Here is a 16,127-nt window from a genome sequence, read left to right on the forward strand (position 1 = left end):
GCTAGGATGGCATCCAAAAACAATAAGCAAGCGTATCCAAGAAATCAAAAAAATCCCATAAAACAGAAAATCTAAGCGATACCTCGTCTATAACAGTATCAAGCATAGAAAGAAAACCTGCATTATGGGATATAAAAGCAAAACGCAATTACAACAAACCTTTATAATCAACAAATAATATCATATATAAGGTTTTTACCAGAAACTGATATGGTGTGAACATTAGCCATGCAAAGCAGCAACAGCCTCCTCAGAAAGCCCTGTATACCTCATTATAAGCTCAGTAGGAAGTCCTTCTTCAATCATTGTCTTTGCAATAGTTTTAGCACCTTCCTCTTTACCGAGCACAATACCTTCCTCTTTACCGAGCATAATACCTTCCTCTCTACCGCGTTTCTCACCGCGTTTCTCGCCTATCTCTTCACTTTCTTGCATCCATTTCTGTAAAGTCGCATCCATCTTTACGGTACCTCCTTCATCCTTTTTGAACCTAGCCTTGATTTCGCTGGTAACCGGGAAATCGGCTTCATTATAAACATCATTATTAGTAAACACTTTCATTAGCTTTGCAAGCTTTGAGCCGTCATCTACAGCTGCATTTACATATATTTCAGTAAGACCATCATCTATTATCTGCTCAGTTTCCACAACAACCTTCTTTACATGGTATAGCGGAAGATTACCCTTAAATAAATCAAAGGCTGAAATAAATATAATACAGATATCTGGCACAAATTCAAACTTCTTTCCGGTCTCTGTTACATTGGCAGTCAACACCGAAGCATTGTAACGCACTCTTTTTAGATGATTGTCATCATTCGCTTTTTGGACTTCGATATTGATATACCGTCCGTCTCCGGTTATACATTTAGCATCTAATACAACAGAGCGCCCCTGCAGATTCTTAATGTCAAACTGCTGCATGTTATCAGTAACAACAAGTTTGTAATCATCCAAGATAACTCTTAGGATTTCTTCGCAGAATTCCTTATGTTCAGCCATCTTGCGAAACATAAGATCATCAATTGGGTTCAATCCTCTTAAATACTCATCACGTTCTTTTTTTGTAGGCATATAGTCCTTTCTTTCATTGGTTTGCTATAATGCCCTTAAAGACATTATAGCAGATGAAGTTAAAATATTAAATAGATTTTCCTGCTAAGTAAGACTTAGATACTCAGGATACGCTAAAGTCAAAGGTGGTTACAATAATCAGAACTGCTTAATGTTAGATATCGGAGAACTGAATACTATTTGCAGCGGTTATTTATGGAGAACAGAACACTCTTTGCAATGATTATTAGTGTGAAAAGATAGCAATCAGTAAAGACAGACATCGAACTCCATATCACATATAATCAAATATAAAACCCATATCACATATTGAATACATATATCACGCAAATCATAATAGCTAAGAAATACTGCTTGGTGACTAAGAAATGCTGCTTAGCGACTCGAGAAATACTACTTAGTGACTATTGTAACTCACCCCGACAAGAAGTATTATATATGAAATCCAAATAAAAAACAACGGCAAAGTGCACAAAGTTTCAAAGAAAAAGTGTACAAAATAACCAAAAAAATCAAGCGAAAAACACTTGTAAAGCAAAAAGAAGGGAGCTCCTAGTCAGCCAGGCAACTGAATATAAGCACTAAATGAAAGGAAATCAAGGGTAATCTCAAATCTAAAAGAGGCCTTGTGTGAGACCTAACTTTAGAATTCACACAGCATAGAATAATAAATTCTAAGCGAGCGTGTTAGGCGAAGCGAAGCGGATGCCGGAGCGAGTCTGAAATTTATTATTCTAGGTGTGGCTAAGACTGCAAACCAAAACCATTATCCTTGAACGCGATAAATAAGACTGTAAAAAATGTATCATAATCAGGCAGAATATGATAAAATAGTCAGTATCCAAAAGACAGTGAACAATAACCATTAGAAAGGCAATACCTATGAAAAACATACTAATGCTAACTACAGGAGGAACTATTGCCTCTGTAATTACGCCCTATGGGCTCATTCCCACACTTAACTCTAAGGAACTGCTCTCTTACCTGCCAAAGCTGGAAGAAAATATTAATATAGAAACAAGAGAACTTTACAGCATTGATAGCACCAATACCAGACCTGAGCATTGGAAACTGATAGCAAATGCAATTGAAAGCGAATACAACAACTATGATGGCTTCGTTATCTGCCACGGTACAGACACCATGGCCTATACCGCCTCAGCACTTTCATACCTTATTCAAAACTCCCCCAAGCCAATAGTGTTAACAGGAGCTCAAAAGCCAATAGGAACGGAGATAACAGATGCAAAGTCTAATCTTCGTGACAGCATACTCTATGCTGCTGACGAACTCTCATGTGGTGTTCAGATAGTATTTAGCGGCAAGGTCATCATGGGAACCCGTGCCAAGAAGACCAGAACCTTTAGCTTTGAAGCATTTTCAAGTATCAACTATCCATTTATAGCTGAACTATATGATGGCAAGATTATCAGATACATTGTTCAGGATAAAACAAAAATGAAGCCTATCTTTTATCACGAACTAAATGAAAAAGTATATGTGGTCAAGCTGATACCGGGCATTTCCGACAGTCTCATATCTACCATATTTGAAAACTATGACGGCATTATCCTCGAGAGCTTTGGTACAGGCGGAGTTCCTGACAGCATACAAAAAGCAATATTCGACAACCTTGAAAAATACGAAGCCAAAGACAAGGTGCTTGTTATAACAACTCAGGTACAAAATGAAGGCAGCGATACCGACATCTACGAGGTAGGAGTTAAACTTAAAAAATACAAATACCTTGAAGCCGCAGATATGACCTTGGAGGCGGCCTTAACCAAGCTTATGTGGATACTTGCTAAAAAGGACAGAGACTGGGATTATATCGAGAAAAATTTCAAAAAGGCTATTAGTTTTGATAGAGTCAGAGGCTAAAGGAGGGGGTCCGGGAAGCGATGCAGTTAATGCGCTTTTTTATATCTCTTTTCCTAAGCCTATCATAATGATATTAAGTATGACAAGTCTGCCCTTCCGGTTGTACTGACCAATTAAATCATCCTTAGTAAGACGGATGTGAGTGAGATATAAAAAATAAAAAAATACAGGCTAGTCGCTAATCTGAAAATGTGATATACTGTACAGACACGAGAGAAGTTAAAAATTTGGGAGGACATTATGGAACTTATTACAGTCAGAGAACTTTTCAAAGAAAAGGAGAAATTTGCGGGAAAAGAAGTTACTGTAGGTGGATGGATTAGAAGTGTCAGAGATTCTAAAAGCTTTGGCTTTATAGTGCTTAGCGATGGTACATATTTTGAGACATTACAGATTGTTTATCACGATAATATGGAGAATTTTGCAGAAGTAAGCAAGTTAAATGTTGGCTCTGCAGTCATTGTAAAGGGTGAGCTGGTGCTTACTCCTGATGCAAAACAGCCATTTGAGATACAGGCAAGCGAGGTAATTGTTGAGGGTAAGTCTACCAGTGATTATCCTCTTCAGAAAAAACGCCACAGCATGGAATATCTTAGGACTATCTCACATCTTCGTCCAAGAACCAATACCTTCCAGGCTGTATTTAGAGTGCGCTCACTCATAGCATACGCTATACACAAGTTTTTCCAGGAGAGAGACTTTGTATATGTACATACACCAATCATCACAGGTTCAGATGCAGAGGGTGCAGGAGAGATGTTCAGGGTGACTACCCTTGACCTTGACAACCTCCCTCTTGGTGAGGATGGAAAGGTGGATAATAGTAAGGATTTCTTTGGCAAGGCTACCAACCTTACAGTTAGCGGACAGTTAAACGGCGAGACCTTTGCTATGGCATTTAAGAATATCTATACCTTCGGGCCTACCTTTAGAGCAGAGAACTCCAATACCACAAGACACGCAGCGGAATTCTGGATGATAGAGCCTGAGATAGCTTTTGCAGATCTTGATGACGACATGGCTTTGGCGGAATCAATGCTTAAGTACATCATCAACTATGTACTTCTTAATGCCCCTGAAGAGATGGCTTTCTTCAACCAGTTCATCGACAAAGATCTTATCGAGAGACTTAAAGGTGTAGCGGGCTCTGACTTTGGCCGTGTAACTTATACAGAGGCTATCGAGCTTCTTAAGGAGCACAACGATGAGTTCGACTACAAAGTAAGCTGGGGCTGTGACTTACAGACAGAGCACGAGCGTTACCTTACAGAGAAAATCTTCAAACGTCCTGTATTTGTAACAGACTATCCAAAGGAAATAAAAGCTTTCTACATGAAGCTAAATGATGACGGCAAGACAGTTGCAGCCATGGACTGCCTGGTTCCCGGCATTGGCGAGATTATAGGAGGCAGCCAGAGAGAAGAGAATCTGGAACTGCTTACAAAGCGTATGAAGGAGCTGGGTCTTAACGAAGCAGACTATGATTTCTATCTTGATCTTAGAAAATATGGCTCAGCAAGACACGCAGGCTTTGGTCTTGGCTTTGAAAGATGTGTAATGTACCTCACTGGAATGGGCAACATCCGCGACGTAATTCCTTTCCCAAGAACGGTAGGCAACTGCGAATTATAATTAGAGAATAAATAGATAATGAATAACTTTTCTATCAGAGATAAAAGCTGTCAATTAAAGTAAGGCTATATCATTAATTAATGCAGTATAATAAGGCTAAAATGCAGATTATTAGCGAATGTCTGATAAATATAGTGCTTTTATAATAATACCTGGCTCATCATCTCTAAACTATAGAGGTAGATGAGTCAGGTGTTTTTATTTATATAAGTTAGACAAAACTAATCATAGAAAAATCAAATAAATATTACAAAATATAGAATAATTCCATAAAAAATCTTCTCTATTTGGGTTGAATATTGTTAAAATCAACCTATAATATATATTTATAGACTTAAAGAGATTCCTGATTTATAGGCATATTTGTAAAAGACTGTAATTAAAAGAATTAGAATAAAAGGTGAAGAATTATACTGCCTTTTTTGAGGTCAAGCAGTGATAGTCAAACATCTTAGGCTATAACTTACTTTAGATAGTCAACTAAATTTAATTCAGCAATGTAAAATATGCCTAAGCAGGAGACTTGGGCAACAACATATTTATAGGAGGGTTTATTTATGGCGGATTATGAGAAAATGTGGGAAGAACTGGGGATGAATATGGAGCTTCACGACCAGCTCTGTCAGGTGCTGCCGGTAGCCTTTGGTGATGTTTATCTCTCACAGGAAAACAGGCCTGAGGGTATGGGATTTTGGGACTTTGTTGTATCAGGGATTCACGGCATCAGACCGGCTGAGCTTATCGAGGCTCAGAAAAACGGTCAGAAGGTATTTGGTACCTTCTGTGTCTATGTACCAGATGAGGTGGTTATTGCTGCCAAGGGCATAGTCACAGGACTTTGTGGCGGCTCACAATTCTGGGTACCGGGTGGAGAGAAGGTATTGCCAAAGAGTACCTGTCCTCTTATCAAGGCTTCTGTAGGAGCAAGACTTGACAAGACCTGTCCGTTCTTTAGGATTGCTGACATGTACGTAGGTGAGACTACCTGTGACGGCAAGAAGAAGGCTTGGGAGATACTTGGCGAAGATGTACCTATGCACATAATGGACGTGCCTCAGATGAAGCGTGAAAAGGACATAGTGAAATGGGCAGGAGAGATAGAGGAATTTAAGAAAGTAGTTGAGGATTTCACAGGCAATGAAATAAATGTGGAAAATCTGAACGAAGCAATTAAAATAGTAAATAACAAGAGAAGGGCTCTTGGCAGGGTATTTAACTGCAGAAAGGCTCTTAAGTCACCTATTAGTGGTAAAGATGCCCTTCTTATGATGCAGATAGCTTTCTTTGACGACCCTGTGCGCTGTGCTGAGATGTGCAACAAGCTGGCAGATGAGCTTGAAAAAAGGATAGAAGACGGAGTGTCAGTCTGTCCGGAGGGAACCAAGAGAATCCTGGTTACAGGTACGCCTCTTGCCATCCCTAACTGGAAGCTCCACCACATCATTGAGACCAGCGGTGCTATCGTGGTTTGCGAAGAAATGTGTACAGGAACCAGATATTTTGAAAATATCGTAGAAGAAGACCTCCCTACGCTTGAGGCTCAGTACATGGCACTTGCAAGACGCTATATGAAGACTAACTGTGCCTGCTTCACACCTAATACAGCGAGGTTTGATGACATCCTCCGTATGGTTGATGAATACAAGGTTGACGGAGTTATAGATGTAAGCCTGAAGTTCTGTAACCTTTACGATACAGAGGGCTTCCTTCTTGAGCGTACACTTAAGGAAAAGGGAATTCCTGTGCTAGGTATTGAAACTGATTATACAGACGCAGATGCAGAGCAGCTTAAGACTCGTATCGGTGCATTTATAGAAATGTTGGGTTAAAATGAAAAATTATTATATCTTATTCGCCAATTATACAGAGGGGCTCTTATTGCAGGATATACTAAAGGCAAACGGTCATAAAGCGAGGATATCCCCGACTCCAAGGACAATACAGGGCTCAGTTCCCTGTGGGATGAGCCTTCTTGTAAATGAAGAAGACATAGAAGGAGTGAGAGCCTGCATCAGGGAGAATAAGGCGGCCTATACCAACATAGTTGAAACAGAATGTCAGATAAATGCAGGAAGAAATAAATTTTGTTAGAAGTTAAGGAGATGTTATGGCAAGGATAAGTTTTGGCCTTGATTTAGGCTCTACGAGCACAAAATACGTGGCTATGCAGGACGGGAAGATACTCTATAAGCACAGGCTTCCTACAGGCTGGAGCAGCAAGGAGGCTTCTCTGAATGTAAAGGAAGACCTTATCAAAAATGGTTTTTCTTTTGATGATTTCCGCTGTGTATCCACAGGCTACGGACGGGTAAGTGTTGATTATGCAAATAAGAATATTACGGAGATTACCTGTCACGCTAAAGGCGCAGAATATCTCTTTAACGAAAGGGAAGTTGCTATCATTGACATAGGAGGGCAGGATACGAAGATTATCGTGCTTGAGGACGGTCAGGTGAAGGACTTCATTATGAATGACAAATGTTCTGCCGGTACGGGAAGATTCTTAGAGGTAATGGCAAATGCAATGGGATATGACCCTGCCTCCCTTTGCGAGCTTGCAAGAAAGGGAAAGGGAGTTAAGATAAGCTCCATGTGCACGGTATTTGCTGAGTCTGAGGTCATTGGGCTTGCCGGTGCAGGTACTCCTAAGGAGGACATAGCCTTCGGCATAGTCGAATCTATCACTGAAAAGGTGGTGTCACAGTGCAGAAATGTACCTGAGGACTTCAAGGTCTTTCTGACAGGAGGGCTTTGTGGCTGTCCTTATATCTTAGAATCTCTATCAAATAAGCTTGGTAGAAAGGTAGAAACTCACGAGGCTGCAATGTACGCAGGTGCCATTGGCGCTGCTGTGTTTGCAGAGAAAATGAAATAAAAAACTTGTAAAAAAAGGCTGTCACACTAGAGATAAAATTTACTACATATTATGTAAACTTATCTTAATGTGGCAGCCTTGTATTTAGGATAAAACAATAAAGTCTTTACAAGTAAGCATCAAACAGTTATCTAAATTTCTTTAACTATATATTCAGTCAGTTTTTAGAAATCACACGAATGAAATCAGTACAACATGTTCTATACTCTAAAAACCTTATCTCTTATAGGGAAAAGGGCTGTAAGCACAATCAAACCAAGTATTCCACAGGAAATCACCTCGCCTGCGCCTACAGTAAGCATAAGGAAAGGTATGCCATCCGGTACATGATAAGCATAGGCAAGTACGAAAGGCACTATTATCGTATTTGCTATGATTGGAGGAAGCGGGGAAAGGAATTTGAGGAAGTTTTTCCCGGTCTTCTTAAAGAGAATTCCTATGTACCAGGTTCCGACTGCTCCTATGAAGGTAGCAAGGGTTCCGAAGATGATGTCAAAGATATCGCTACCTATGACGATGTTTGACACAAGACAGCCAATGGTCACACCCGGCACGCCTGCAAAGCTAAAGAAAGGGAGGATGGTGAGTACTTCTGAGAATCTTACCTGAATTGCTCCACTAGCAAGGTTAAGACTTGCAGCAAATATGGTAAGTACAGTGTAGAGAGCAGCTATTATAGCCGCCTGGGTGATAACGAGGGTACGTGACATACCCTGAACGCGCATTGCTTTTAATTCTTCCATTATTTTATTCTCCTTTAGTTTTTATATGAGTGGGAAGGTTATAACACTCGGCTTCTTAGTATAGTACAGGTAAAAATATTTTCAAGGGCAAAATTTTGACAAAAATATGTGGTATAATCATAGATTAGTAAATCTTAAGGATTAATAATTTTATTTTTAAATAGCTTGTGCTACAATGAACTGATAAGGAGGACTGAGATTTGGCTAAAAAAGTAAAAAAACAAAAAAGACAGAAAAACCCTGTTGAAAGAGCTATAGGAATAGTGATTAAGATTATCATAGCCCTCTTGCTTGCCATAGTTGTAATAGGCGGAGTTCTTATATATATGAAATATGGGAAGAAGCTCATTGCTATGGAGAGTGATGCTAAGAAGATAGTGTCAAAGAGTACTATGGAGACCTTTAGGCAAAATGAAACCAGTATAGTCTATGATGCAAACGGCAATATAATGTCCAAGCTAAAGGGCGAAAAAGACGTATATTACATAAAGTACAGTGACATCCCGCAGGTGGCTGTGGATGCCATAACCAGCATCGAGGATAAGAACTTTTTTAAGCATAAAGGCTATGACCTGAAAGCCATAATCAGGGCAGGCCTTGCTTATATCAAGAATAAGGGTGTAATCACCCAGGGCGGAAGCACCATTACCCAGCAGCTTGCAAGAAATATTTTCCTATCCTTTGAAGAGAGCTGGCAGAGAAAGGCAAGGGAGGTCTTCATTGCTATAGAGCTTGAAAAGAAGTATACAAAGAAAGAAATAATGGAGTTCTACCTAAACAACATATACTTTGCAAACGGATACTATGGAATACAGTCTGCGGCTCTTGGCTACTTTGGAAAGGGAGTGAATTCTCTGTCTCTTTCGCAGATTACCTTCCTCTTAAGCATTCCTAACAGTCCGACAAGGTATAACCCTTATGAAAATATCGAGGGAACGCTTGCAAGAAGGGACCGCATTCTTGACCAAATGGTACTTGATGGCAAGATTAGCGAGGCAGAGGCTTCTAAGGCTAAGTCTGAGGAAATTAAGTTAAAGGCGCCTAAAGTAGAAAAGAGCAGCTACGCCCTTACCTTTGCGCTTGACAGAGCGGTTAAGGCACTAATGAAGTCTGAAGGCTTTAATTTCAGATACTCATTTAATTCAGATGAAGATAGAAAAGCTTATAATGAGAACTACAGTGAAGTATATTCAAGCTGCCAGACAAGGCTGTATTCTGGAGGCTACAGGATATATACCTCCATTGACCCTGAGAAGCAAAAGCTCCTTCAGGATACAGTTGATAATGGACTTAGCGTCTCAAGTGAAAAGAGTAAGTCAGGCATCTACAGCTTACAGGGAGCAGCAGTAACCATAGATAACAGCAGTGGAAGAGTAGTTGCTATAGTTGGCGGAAGAAGCCAGAAACTAAAGGGAAGTACTCTAAACAGGGCATATCAGAGCTTTAGACAGCCGGGAAGTACAATCAAGCCTCTCATTGTATATACCCCTGCATTTGAACAAGGCTATACACCGGAAAGCATGGTAAAGGATGAGAAGATAGAGGGAGGCCCTGTAAATGCAGACGGAGTTTTTAGTGGCAATATGACTATCCTCGATGCGCTTGCCAAGTCTAAGAACACAGTTGCCTGGAAGCTCTTTACAGAGATTTCCCCTGCTATAGGTATAGGGAAGCTCCTTGATATGGGATTTTCTGCCATATCCGACACTGATTACTATCCATCAGCTGCACTTGGAGGCTTCACCAAGGGTGTGAATGCCGTAGAAATGGCATCTGCCTACGCAGCCATTGAAAATGGAGGAGAGTTCAGGGAGCCAACCTGCATAATGAAAATGACTGATTCTTCAGGCAATGATATAGTTGCTGACGGTTTCTATCAAAAGGGAACAAGCAAGTACATTTATGATGAAAATGCCTGCAAGATGATGATAACCTGTATGGAAGCAGTTATGACCAAGGGAACAGGTGTAGGTGGAAAGCTTGCCACCATGCCTTGTGCAGGTAAGACAGGAACGACTAACGATAGTAAGGACTTGTGGTTCGTTGGCTTTACCAAGTACTACACCACCAGTGTATGGGTGGGCTATGACATACCAAGAAGCCTTGCGGGACTAAGCTATACTGCTACACCTCTTGGCATATGGAAAACCTATATGGATAGCATTAATAATGGACTTCCTTTGGCAAAGCTTGACGACTATAAGATAACTGTAGCTCCTACAAAAGAAGATAACAAGGAGACAGAAGAAGAGACTAAAGAAGAGCAGGAAGAGGAAGAAAAGGCTAAGGAAGAGGAAGAAAAGAAGCTTGAGGAAGAGAAAAAGGCCGAAGAAGAGAAGAAAAATACTAATACAGATACCAAGAAACAGGATGAAACTACTATAGATGAAGGGGAAAATCCTGAAGAAGGAACGGTAAACGAAGATAATCCTTCAAATGAGGACTCCGACAACACGGGCAGTGCTGAAGATAATAATACCGACAACGGACAGACAGAAGGTGCAACAGAGAACTCGGATGGTACGGCAGAAACACCATAACCACTTCTTGACTAAGGAGGTTTCGTAGCTTATAATGGTAAGTGTGTTTGGTACTGTGTAGACACATTTTACAGTAAAATCAGGTTTGAAAGAGGTAAAACTATGGCAGAACAGAAAATAACAAAGGATATGATAATAGCTGATATTCTTAAGGTAGATGAGAACCTTATTCCGGTACTTCTAAACGCAGGTATGCACTGTGTAGGATGCCCATCATCTCTGGGAGAGACACTAGAGGAAGCTGCAGAGGTTCACGGAATCGATGCTGATGAGCTTTGTGAGCTTCTTAATGAGTTTGTAGCTTAATGTGATTTATCTAAAAAGAACTGTAACGATATCCGCTACAGTTCTTTTTTTGCTAATCAACGATATTTAATAAAGAGTTTTGGACAGTACTACGGTCTAGACCCTGATACAGCCTATGGCTTCTAATCTAATTAATAGCCGCAAGTATGGTAACGGCATCTGAGCCGATTATCTTCTCACAATGCTCATTTATTACAGAGGTAGTTGCATAATTGCTTCTGCCCTGAGTAGAGAACTCAGACGCAATATTGCATATCTTCCCAAAGGTTTCCTTGTCTGAAAGATTCTTCTCAAGGATGAGAAAATACAGCTTGCTTTGATTGCTCTTAAACAGAGAGCTTTTACCAATAAATATATCCTTTATGTGGACACAGAGCTCAGTAACAGCATCAAGTGTATTGAATACAAAGATTTTGGCATTTCCGTCTTTTTTTGGGACCTTCTCACCGAGGCCCCTATCAGAAGCTTTAGTCTTCTTATCATTAAGCCCCGAAAACTTTAGCATATCGGTAAGGGGTACAAACTCATTTTCCTCTACCTCATCCAGAATATCAGGAGAGAATCTTGAGAACCTGGTATCGAGGTCATCCGCAGTCTGATTCTTAGTGATGAAGATGACGAGATTTCCTTTGGAAGTAGGGATAGCTTCTATAACCAGCGCACCATCTTCACTTTCAAAGCCAAACTCAGTAAGAGCCTGATCAACAAGTTCATTATATAATTCCTTGGTCTTTGGAGAACCGTAAGAGAGCTCATTTAGAGCAAGTCCCCTTATACTAAGGTCCTCAGGCGCCAAGGTTATCTTAAGCTGATTTTCATTAAGTTTTTCTATTTTCATAAACTGACCTTTCTGTCTATTGATTGTTAGGACTTTCTAAAAGATTAGTATAGGATAAAAGAGAAATATTGTCAATCTTTAGTGGTGGCTTACTTTTTTTCCCCTGACTTTCAGCCACCACTCAAAGCTTTGGTAATTATGCCGAAAAAACCTTCGAAATTTTGGTGAAAATGCCGTTGAAATCTTCGGAGAAAACAGGTACAATAGGGGTACATTAATGTTAGTTTTGGAAATTTCCTAAAGTGAAAGGAGCTGATATGGATTAACCTATGGTTAGGTAAATACCATATTCTCTCTATTCTGGATTCCCTAAATCCTAATCCGCACGTGTTCCTTGCTTCACATGTGAAGCTTAAAGAATATCGTGTAATCAAAAAAATATCAAAAACCAATCCATTTTTTAATCAGCTAAAGACGGAGGCTAAGTTTCTGTCTAGGTATAGTTCTGACTTTATGCCTAAGCTATATGATGTTGAGGAAGATGGCGAAAACCTGTATCTGGTTGAAGAGTACGTTGAAGGAGTTGGTCTTGCATCAGAAGAATTCTTGCAAAACTGTCTTGATGAGAAGGAACTTTCATATATAGTAAAAGGACTTTTAGACTTTCTGCAATTTATTAACTCTTTGGAAGAATCTGTGCTTTACATCGATTGGAAACCCGGCAATATAATTCTTACAAAAAACGGACTTAAGGTAGTAGATTTCGGTTCAGTAATTTATACAGAAGGAAATGATGGTTTTACGCCTCTTGCAACAAGTGGCTTTGCAGCTCCCGAGCTCATAAAAGGGGGCGTCTTAGGAAGGGCAACGGACATCTATGGTTTTGGGTCTTTAGTAAGATACTTGGCAGAAAAGAACAGACAGAAAAACAGTCTGTTTAAAAAGAGTATCAGAGACAAATTACTTAGGTTATCAAGCCTTTGTCTAAAAGAAAGCCCTGATGAACGCCCTGATATAAAGGATGTTGAAAAGCTTGTAAAAAAAATCTGTAAAGAAGCACCACTTGCCTCGCAAAAGAATCAGCAAAGGGGCATAATTAGGGATACTGCCTCGAAGATGATAGCTGTTTGTGGAGCAGAGAGTGGAGTTGGCACCACTCATATTGCCCTGCTTACGGCAAAGGAGTTGGCTGCAAAGGGAAGAAAGGTTGCATTCCTGTCTTTAATTAGGGATGAAGACGGTGATGAGACTAATCTTAACTGCCTGACAGACTTAAAAAACATCAGGATTTTTAACTCAGTGGCGGAGGAAGATGTGGCTTATATTCTAAAAAAAGGCTTTGACAACATTGTCATTGACTTTGGAAGAGTAGATGAGTTTTCTCTATTGTTCTACAGCTGTGATGAAAAAATAATCGTCATACAAAACAACCTTATTAAGGGAAGCAAGTCGGTGGCGTTCTTAACCTCACATAGAGAGGATATTGGAGAAAAGGATTGGCTTATAATTGATAATTTATCGGATGAGGCAAGTCTTAAAGAGACAAAGAAGTTTCTTAACGGGCTTAAGATAAAGCCCGGATGCAAGGGAATAGGAAGAGAGAGGATATAATAAGAGGAGGATTTATGTTTATTAGTAAGGAAGAAGCAAAACTATTATCTGATGATGATTTTGAAAGAGTTGGCAGAAGAAAGAAGCTGGTGGTATTTATATTTATATTGCTTGTGGCCATAGTAACTGCAATATCGGCATTTATGCTGTTAAACAGGCCATCAGATAAGAACATTAATGTAGAACAGGCAGAGGTTAATATTTTACCTGAGAAAGAAACGGTGGACGAGACCGTGGTTTCAGAGAGTGAAATGGAACTAAAAGAAGCTGCTCATAACGAAATGTCTGAGACAGGAAATGAGCTTGCTTTGCCTGTAGGCAGGAAAACGGAGTTGGGAGAAAATGAGTTTATATGTGAATACTCAGATATCCTGTTGCCTGAACTCCTAAAGGTAGGAGATTATGCGGATGTCAGACTGTCTTTGGCTGACGGACGCAATTATACTGTAGTATCTGAAAAAAAGATAATGGACTTTAACAAGTCTAAGGAAAAGTCTTTGGTTTATCTGGCACTTTGCGAAGAAGAAATAATAATCCTTGAAAGTGCACTTTCCGATATCAAATTATTTGAGGGAGCGAAGCTATACCTCACTATAGGAAAGCAGTCTGACAGACACAAGGTTAATTATCCTGTAAATAAAAGAGCCGCAAAGCTGCTAAGCCCAAAGAAGATAACAAACAATCTATCAGGCTACACGTATGATATGCACATTGACAAATCACTTGAAAGTGAAAGAGAGAGGCGGGAAAGGACGCTTGCCGGTAAAGACGAAGAATGGAAAGAAGCTGCTGCTTACTGGAATAAAAAGGAGTAGTTACATCACAAGGTTTGCTTATTGAATGACTCCGGACTTTCTTACCTGGAGAGTCCGGTGTTTTTATTGTGTGTACAAAAATAAATGACAAATCTCTATAGTAGTGGTATCATAATTAGGAAACTTATTTTTTGGAGGTACCAATGATTAAAAAATTAAATCCTATTATGATTATTATTCCGGTAGTTGTAATAGCAATTATATCTGCTGTTATCCTTGTATTAGGGAAAAAGCTTGATTTTAGCGGCTCAAACAATACAGAAGTATCACTAACAGATTACTATAAGCTCCCTGAGGGCGAGGCAAGGCTTGTAGTTGACCTCATTAAGTCAGATGAAAATGCCGTCATAAAGGGTGGAAAGACCTATCTGCCTTATTCTGCGGCAGAAAAGATGATGCCAAGGATATTTTATGATGCCTTAGATGACGTGGCAGTATATACGACTGCTACTGAAAAATACGTCTACACGGCAGGAGAAAAAGAATATCAGGTAAACGGTAAAGATGAGACAGAAGAAGTGCCAAGCTTTATAGAAGACGGTGGTAATCTCTATGTTGCTCTGAATTTTATAGAAAAGTGGCACGAGATGAAGGCGGAGGTCTATGAAAATCCGGGAAGAGTAGTCATCTTTGATGAAAATAACGCTGAATATGAGTACGTAGGTGTAAAAAGTGACACCGCACTTAGAGAAGCAGGGGACAAAAAAGAGCCTATCCTAAAGGAATTAAAAGAGGGAGAAAAGGTATATCTTCTTGAAGGCACAGGGAATGACTATACCAGAGTGTTTACCGAGGATGGCGTGACAGGATATATTAAGACCTCTGATCTTGATACAGATAATATCGAACACAAAAAGTACAGCTTTGACAGAGAAAAAGAAGACACAGGCTATACGAGCATAACAAGAGATGAACCTATAGTTCTTGGCTGGCATCAGGTTACAAACACTGCAGCAAACTCGAGTTTAGGGACTGCTCTTGCCAAGGCGGAGGGCCTCAATGTAATATCTCCTACCTGGTTTGGGGTGGCAGACTCTGAAGGCGAGGTTACAAGCCTTGCATCTAAGGACTATGTGACAAAGCTTAAGGCTATAAATGTGGATGTATGGCCTTTAATCAGTGACTTTAACAAGGATGTTGACTACAATAGGCTGTTTATGAGTACTACCACAAGAGGGAATTTGATTAAAAATATCATATATTTTATTGAAGAATATAACATGGATGGCATAAACATTGACTTTGAGCATATCAAGTCCTCGTATGCAGCAGGATATATAGAGTTCCTAAGAGAGCTATCCATAGAGATGAGAAGCAGGAAAAAGGTGCTTTCTGTAGACAACTATATTCCGCTTGAATTCAATGCTTTTTATAACATCAAAGAGCAGGGAATTGTCTCGGACTATCTATGTGTAATGGCGTATGATGAGCATTATTCGGGCTCTCCCAAGGCGGGCTCTGTATCTAGCCTTAGCTGGGTGAAAAACAGCATAGAAAATACCGTAAGGAGTGCACCTATGAAGAAGCTAATAGTAGGTCTCCCATTTTACACGAGGCTTTGGAGAGAGGCACATACAGGAAAACTCACCAGTAGGGCTTTGTCTATGGATGGCGGACTAAACCTGGTAAACAGCAACAAGGCTAAGAAAGAATGGGACAAGGAAAAAGGACAGTACTATGCCGAGTGGAAGGATGGGAAGGACAGGATGAGAATCTGGCTTGAAGAAGAGAAGTCGCTTGAGGCAAAACTGAAACTGGTTGAAAAGGATAAGGTAGCAGGAATTGCATTCTGGAAGCTTGGGCTTGAAAGAAAAGAGGCATGGAACAGCGTCACAGACTGGCTTAGATAACTATTATTCAAACAAATGAGCA

Annotated in this window: 13 protein-coding genes; 10 read left to right on the forward strand and 3 right to left on the reverse strand. The window is 40.0% G+C overall.

Annotation, left to right across the window (positions count from 1 at the left end):
• Positions 1 to 222 precede the first annotated feature (222 nt).
• Entirely contained in the window at positions 223 to 1,074 is an 852-nt protein-coding gene (locus JJN12_RS01885) for an Rpn family recombination-promoting nuclease/putative transposase (protein WP_208428102.1), read from the reverse strand.
• A gap of 882 nt (positions 1,075 to 1,956) precedes the next feature.
• Between JJN12_RS01885 and JJN12_RS01890 the strand changes: the two genes are divergently transcribed.
• The 5 genes from JJN12_RS01890 (at position 1,957) to JJN12_RS01910 (ending at position 7,462) form a co-directional block, all read left to right on the forward strand.
• Positions 1,957 to 2,955: an asparaginase gene (locus tag JJN12_RS01890; protein WP_208428103.1), complete on the forward strand. Its 999-nt coding sequence runs from the start codon at positions 1,957 to 1,959 to the stop codon at positions 2,953 to 2,955.
• Between the two features lie 240 nt (positions 2,956 to 3,195).
• Entirely contained in the window at positions 3,196 to 4,587 is a 1,392-nt protein-coding gene (gene asnS / locus JJN12_RS01895) for an asparagine--tRNA ligase (RefSeq protein WP_208428104.1), read from the forward strand.
• A 557-nt stretch (positions 4,588 to 5,144) separates the two neighbouring features.
• Positions 5,145 to 6,416 carry a double-cubane-cluster-containing anaerobic reductase gene (locus tag JJN12_RS01900; protein ID WP_208428105.1) on the forward strand — a complete coding sequence of 424 codons (1,272 nt, stop codon included), beginning with the start codon at positions 5,145 to 5,147 and terminating at the stop codon, positions 6,414 to 6,416.
• A gap of 1 nt (position 6,417) precedes the next feature.
• Positions 6,418 to 6,678 carry a DUF3343 domain-containing protein gene (locus JJN12_RS01905; protein ID WP_208428106.1) on the forward strand — a complete coding sequence of 87 codons (261 nt, stop codon included), beginning with the start codon at positions 6,418 to 6,420 and terminating at the stop codon, positions 6,676 to 6,678.
• A 16-nt stretch (positions 6,679 to 6,694) separates the two neighbouring features.
• Positions 6,695 to 7,462 (forward strand): acyl-CoA dehydratase activase, encoded by a 768-nt coding sequence (locus tag JJN12_RS01910; protein WP_208428107.1) that lies wholly within the window; start codon positions 6,695 to 6,697, stop codon positions 7,460 to 7,462.
• A 200-nt stretch (positions 7,463 to 7,662) separates the two neighbouring features.
• Here the strand turns inward: JJN12_RS01910 and JJN12_RS01915 are convergent, their stop codons facing one another.
• Positions 7,663 to 8,205, reverse strand: a complete 543-nt coding sequence (locus JJN12_RS01915; RefSeq protein ID WP_236013652.1) for a QueT transporter family protein — start codon at positions 8,203 to 8,205, stop codon at positions 7,663 to 7,665.
• A gap of 200 nt (positions 8,206 to 8,405) precedes the next feature.
• Between JJN12_RS01915 and JJN12_RS01920 the strand changes: the two genes are divergently transcribed.
• Together JJN12_RS01920 and JJN12_RS01925 are read left to right on the forward strand one after the other, a co-directional pair.
• Positions 8,406 to 10,745 (forward strand): transglycosylase domain-containing protein, encoded by a 2,340-nt coding sequence (locus tag JJN12_RS01920; RefSeq protein ID WP_208428108.1) that lies wholly within the window; start codon positions 8,406 to 8,408, stop codon positions 10,743 to 10,745.
• 102 nt (positions 10,746 to 10,847) lie between these two features.
• The gene (locus JJN12_RS01925) at positions 10,848 to 11,051 is read left to right on the forward strand and encodes a DUF1858 domain-containing protein (RefSeq protein WP_208428109.1); all 204 of its coding nucleotides are present in this window, start codon (positions 10,848 to 10,850) and stop codon (positions 11,049 to 11,051) included.
• Between the two features lie 127 nt (positions 11,052 to 11,178).
• Here JJN12_RS01925 and JJN12_RS01930 read toward each other — a convergent pair whose 3' ends face one another.
• Positions 11,179 to 11,889 carry an adaptor protein MecA gene (locus JJN12_RS01930; RefSeq protein ID WP_208428110.1) on the reverse strand — a complete coding sequence of 237 codons (711 nt, stop codon included), beginning with the start codon at positions 11,887 to 11,889 and terminating at the stop codon, positions 11,179 to 11,181.
• Positions 11,890 to 12,216: 327 nt separating this feature from the next.
• On the opposite strand from JJN12_RS01930, the gene JJN12_RS01935 reads away from it, so the two are divergent.
• From JJN12_RS01935 to JJN12_RS01945, 3 genes are all read left to right on the forward strand, one after another.
• Entirely contained in the window at positions 12,217 to 13,440 is a 1,224-nt protein-coding gene (locus JJN12_RS01935; RefSeq protein WP_328706782.1) for a protein kinase domain-containing protein, read from the forward strand.
• A gap of 14 nt (positions 13,441 to 13,454) precedes the next feature.
• Positions 13,455 to 14,255: a hypothetical protein gene (locus JJN12_RS01940; protein ID WP_208428112.1), complete on the forward strand. Its 801-nt coding sequence runs from the start codon at positions 13,455 to 13,457 to the stop codon at positions 14,253 to 14,255.
• 143 nt (positions 14,256 to 14,398) lie between these two features.
• Positions 14,399 to 16,105, forward strand: a complete 1,707-nt coding sequence (locus tag JJN12_RS01945; RefSeq protein WP_208428113.1) for a glycosyl hydrolase family 18 protein — start codon at positions 14,399 to 14,401, stop codon at positions 16,103 to 16,105.
• The last annotated feature ends 22 nt before the right edge of the window (positions 16,106 to 16,127 follow it).

Origin of the sequence: Catonella massiliensis, assembly GCF_016651435.1 — a bacterium.
GTDB classification, from domain to species: Bacteria; Bacillota; Clostridia; order Lachnospirales; family Lachnospiraceae; genus Catonella; species Catonella massiliensis.

Bases quoted from the DNA above. Each gene is read 5' to 3' on its own strand.
- JJN12_RS01885 (WP_208428102.1), bottom strand. From the start codon at position 1,074: ATGCCTACAAAAAAAGAACGTGATGAGTATTTAAGAGGATTGAACCCA.
- JJN12_RS01890 (WP_208428103.1), top strand. From the start codon at position 1,957: ATGAAAAACATACTAATGCTAACTACAGGAGGAACTATTGCCTCTGTA.
- asnS (WP_208428104.1), top strand. From the start codon at position 3,196: ATGGAACTTATTACAGTCAGAGAACTTTTCAAAGAAAAGGAGAAATTT.
- JJN12_RS01900 (WP_208428105.1), top strand. From the start codon at position 5,145: ATGGCGGATTATGAGAAAATGTGGGAAGAACTGGGGATGAATATGGAG.
- JJN12_RS01905 (WP_208428106.1), top strand. From the start codon at position 6,418: ATGAAAAATTATTATATCTTATTCGCCAATTATACAGAGGGGCTCTTA.
- JJN12_RS01910 (WP_208428107.1), top strand. From the start codon at position 6,695: ATGGCAAGGATAAGTTTTGGCCTTGATTTAGGCTCTACGAGCACAAAA.
- JJN12_RS01915 (WP_236013652.1), bottom strand. From the start codon at position 8,205: ATGGAAGAATTAAAAGCAATGCGCGTTCAGGGTATGTCACGTACCCTC.
- JJN12_RS01925 (WP_208428109.1), top strand. From the start codon at position 10,848: ATGGCAGAACAGAAAATAACAAAGGATATGATAATAGCTGATATTCTT.
- JJN12_RS01930 (WP_208428110.1), bottom strand. From the start codon at position 11,889: ATGAAAATAGAAAAACTTAATGAAAATCAGCTTAAGATAACCTTGGCG.
- JJN12_RS01940 (WP_208428112.1), top strand. From the start codon at position 13,455: ATGTTTATTAGTAAGGAAGAAGCAAAACTATTATCTGATGATGATTTT.
- JJN12_RS01945 (WP_208428113.1), top strand. From the start codon at position 14,399: ATGATTAAAAAATTAAATCCTATTATGATTATTATTCCGGTAGTTGTA.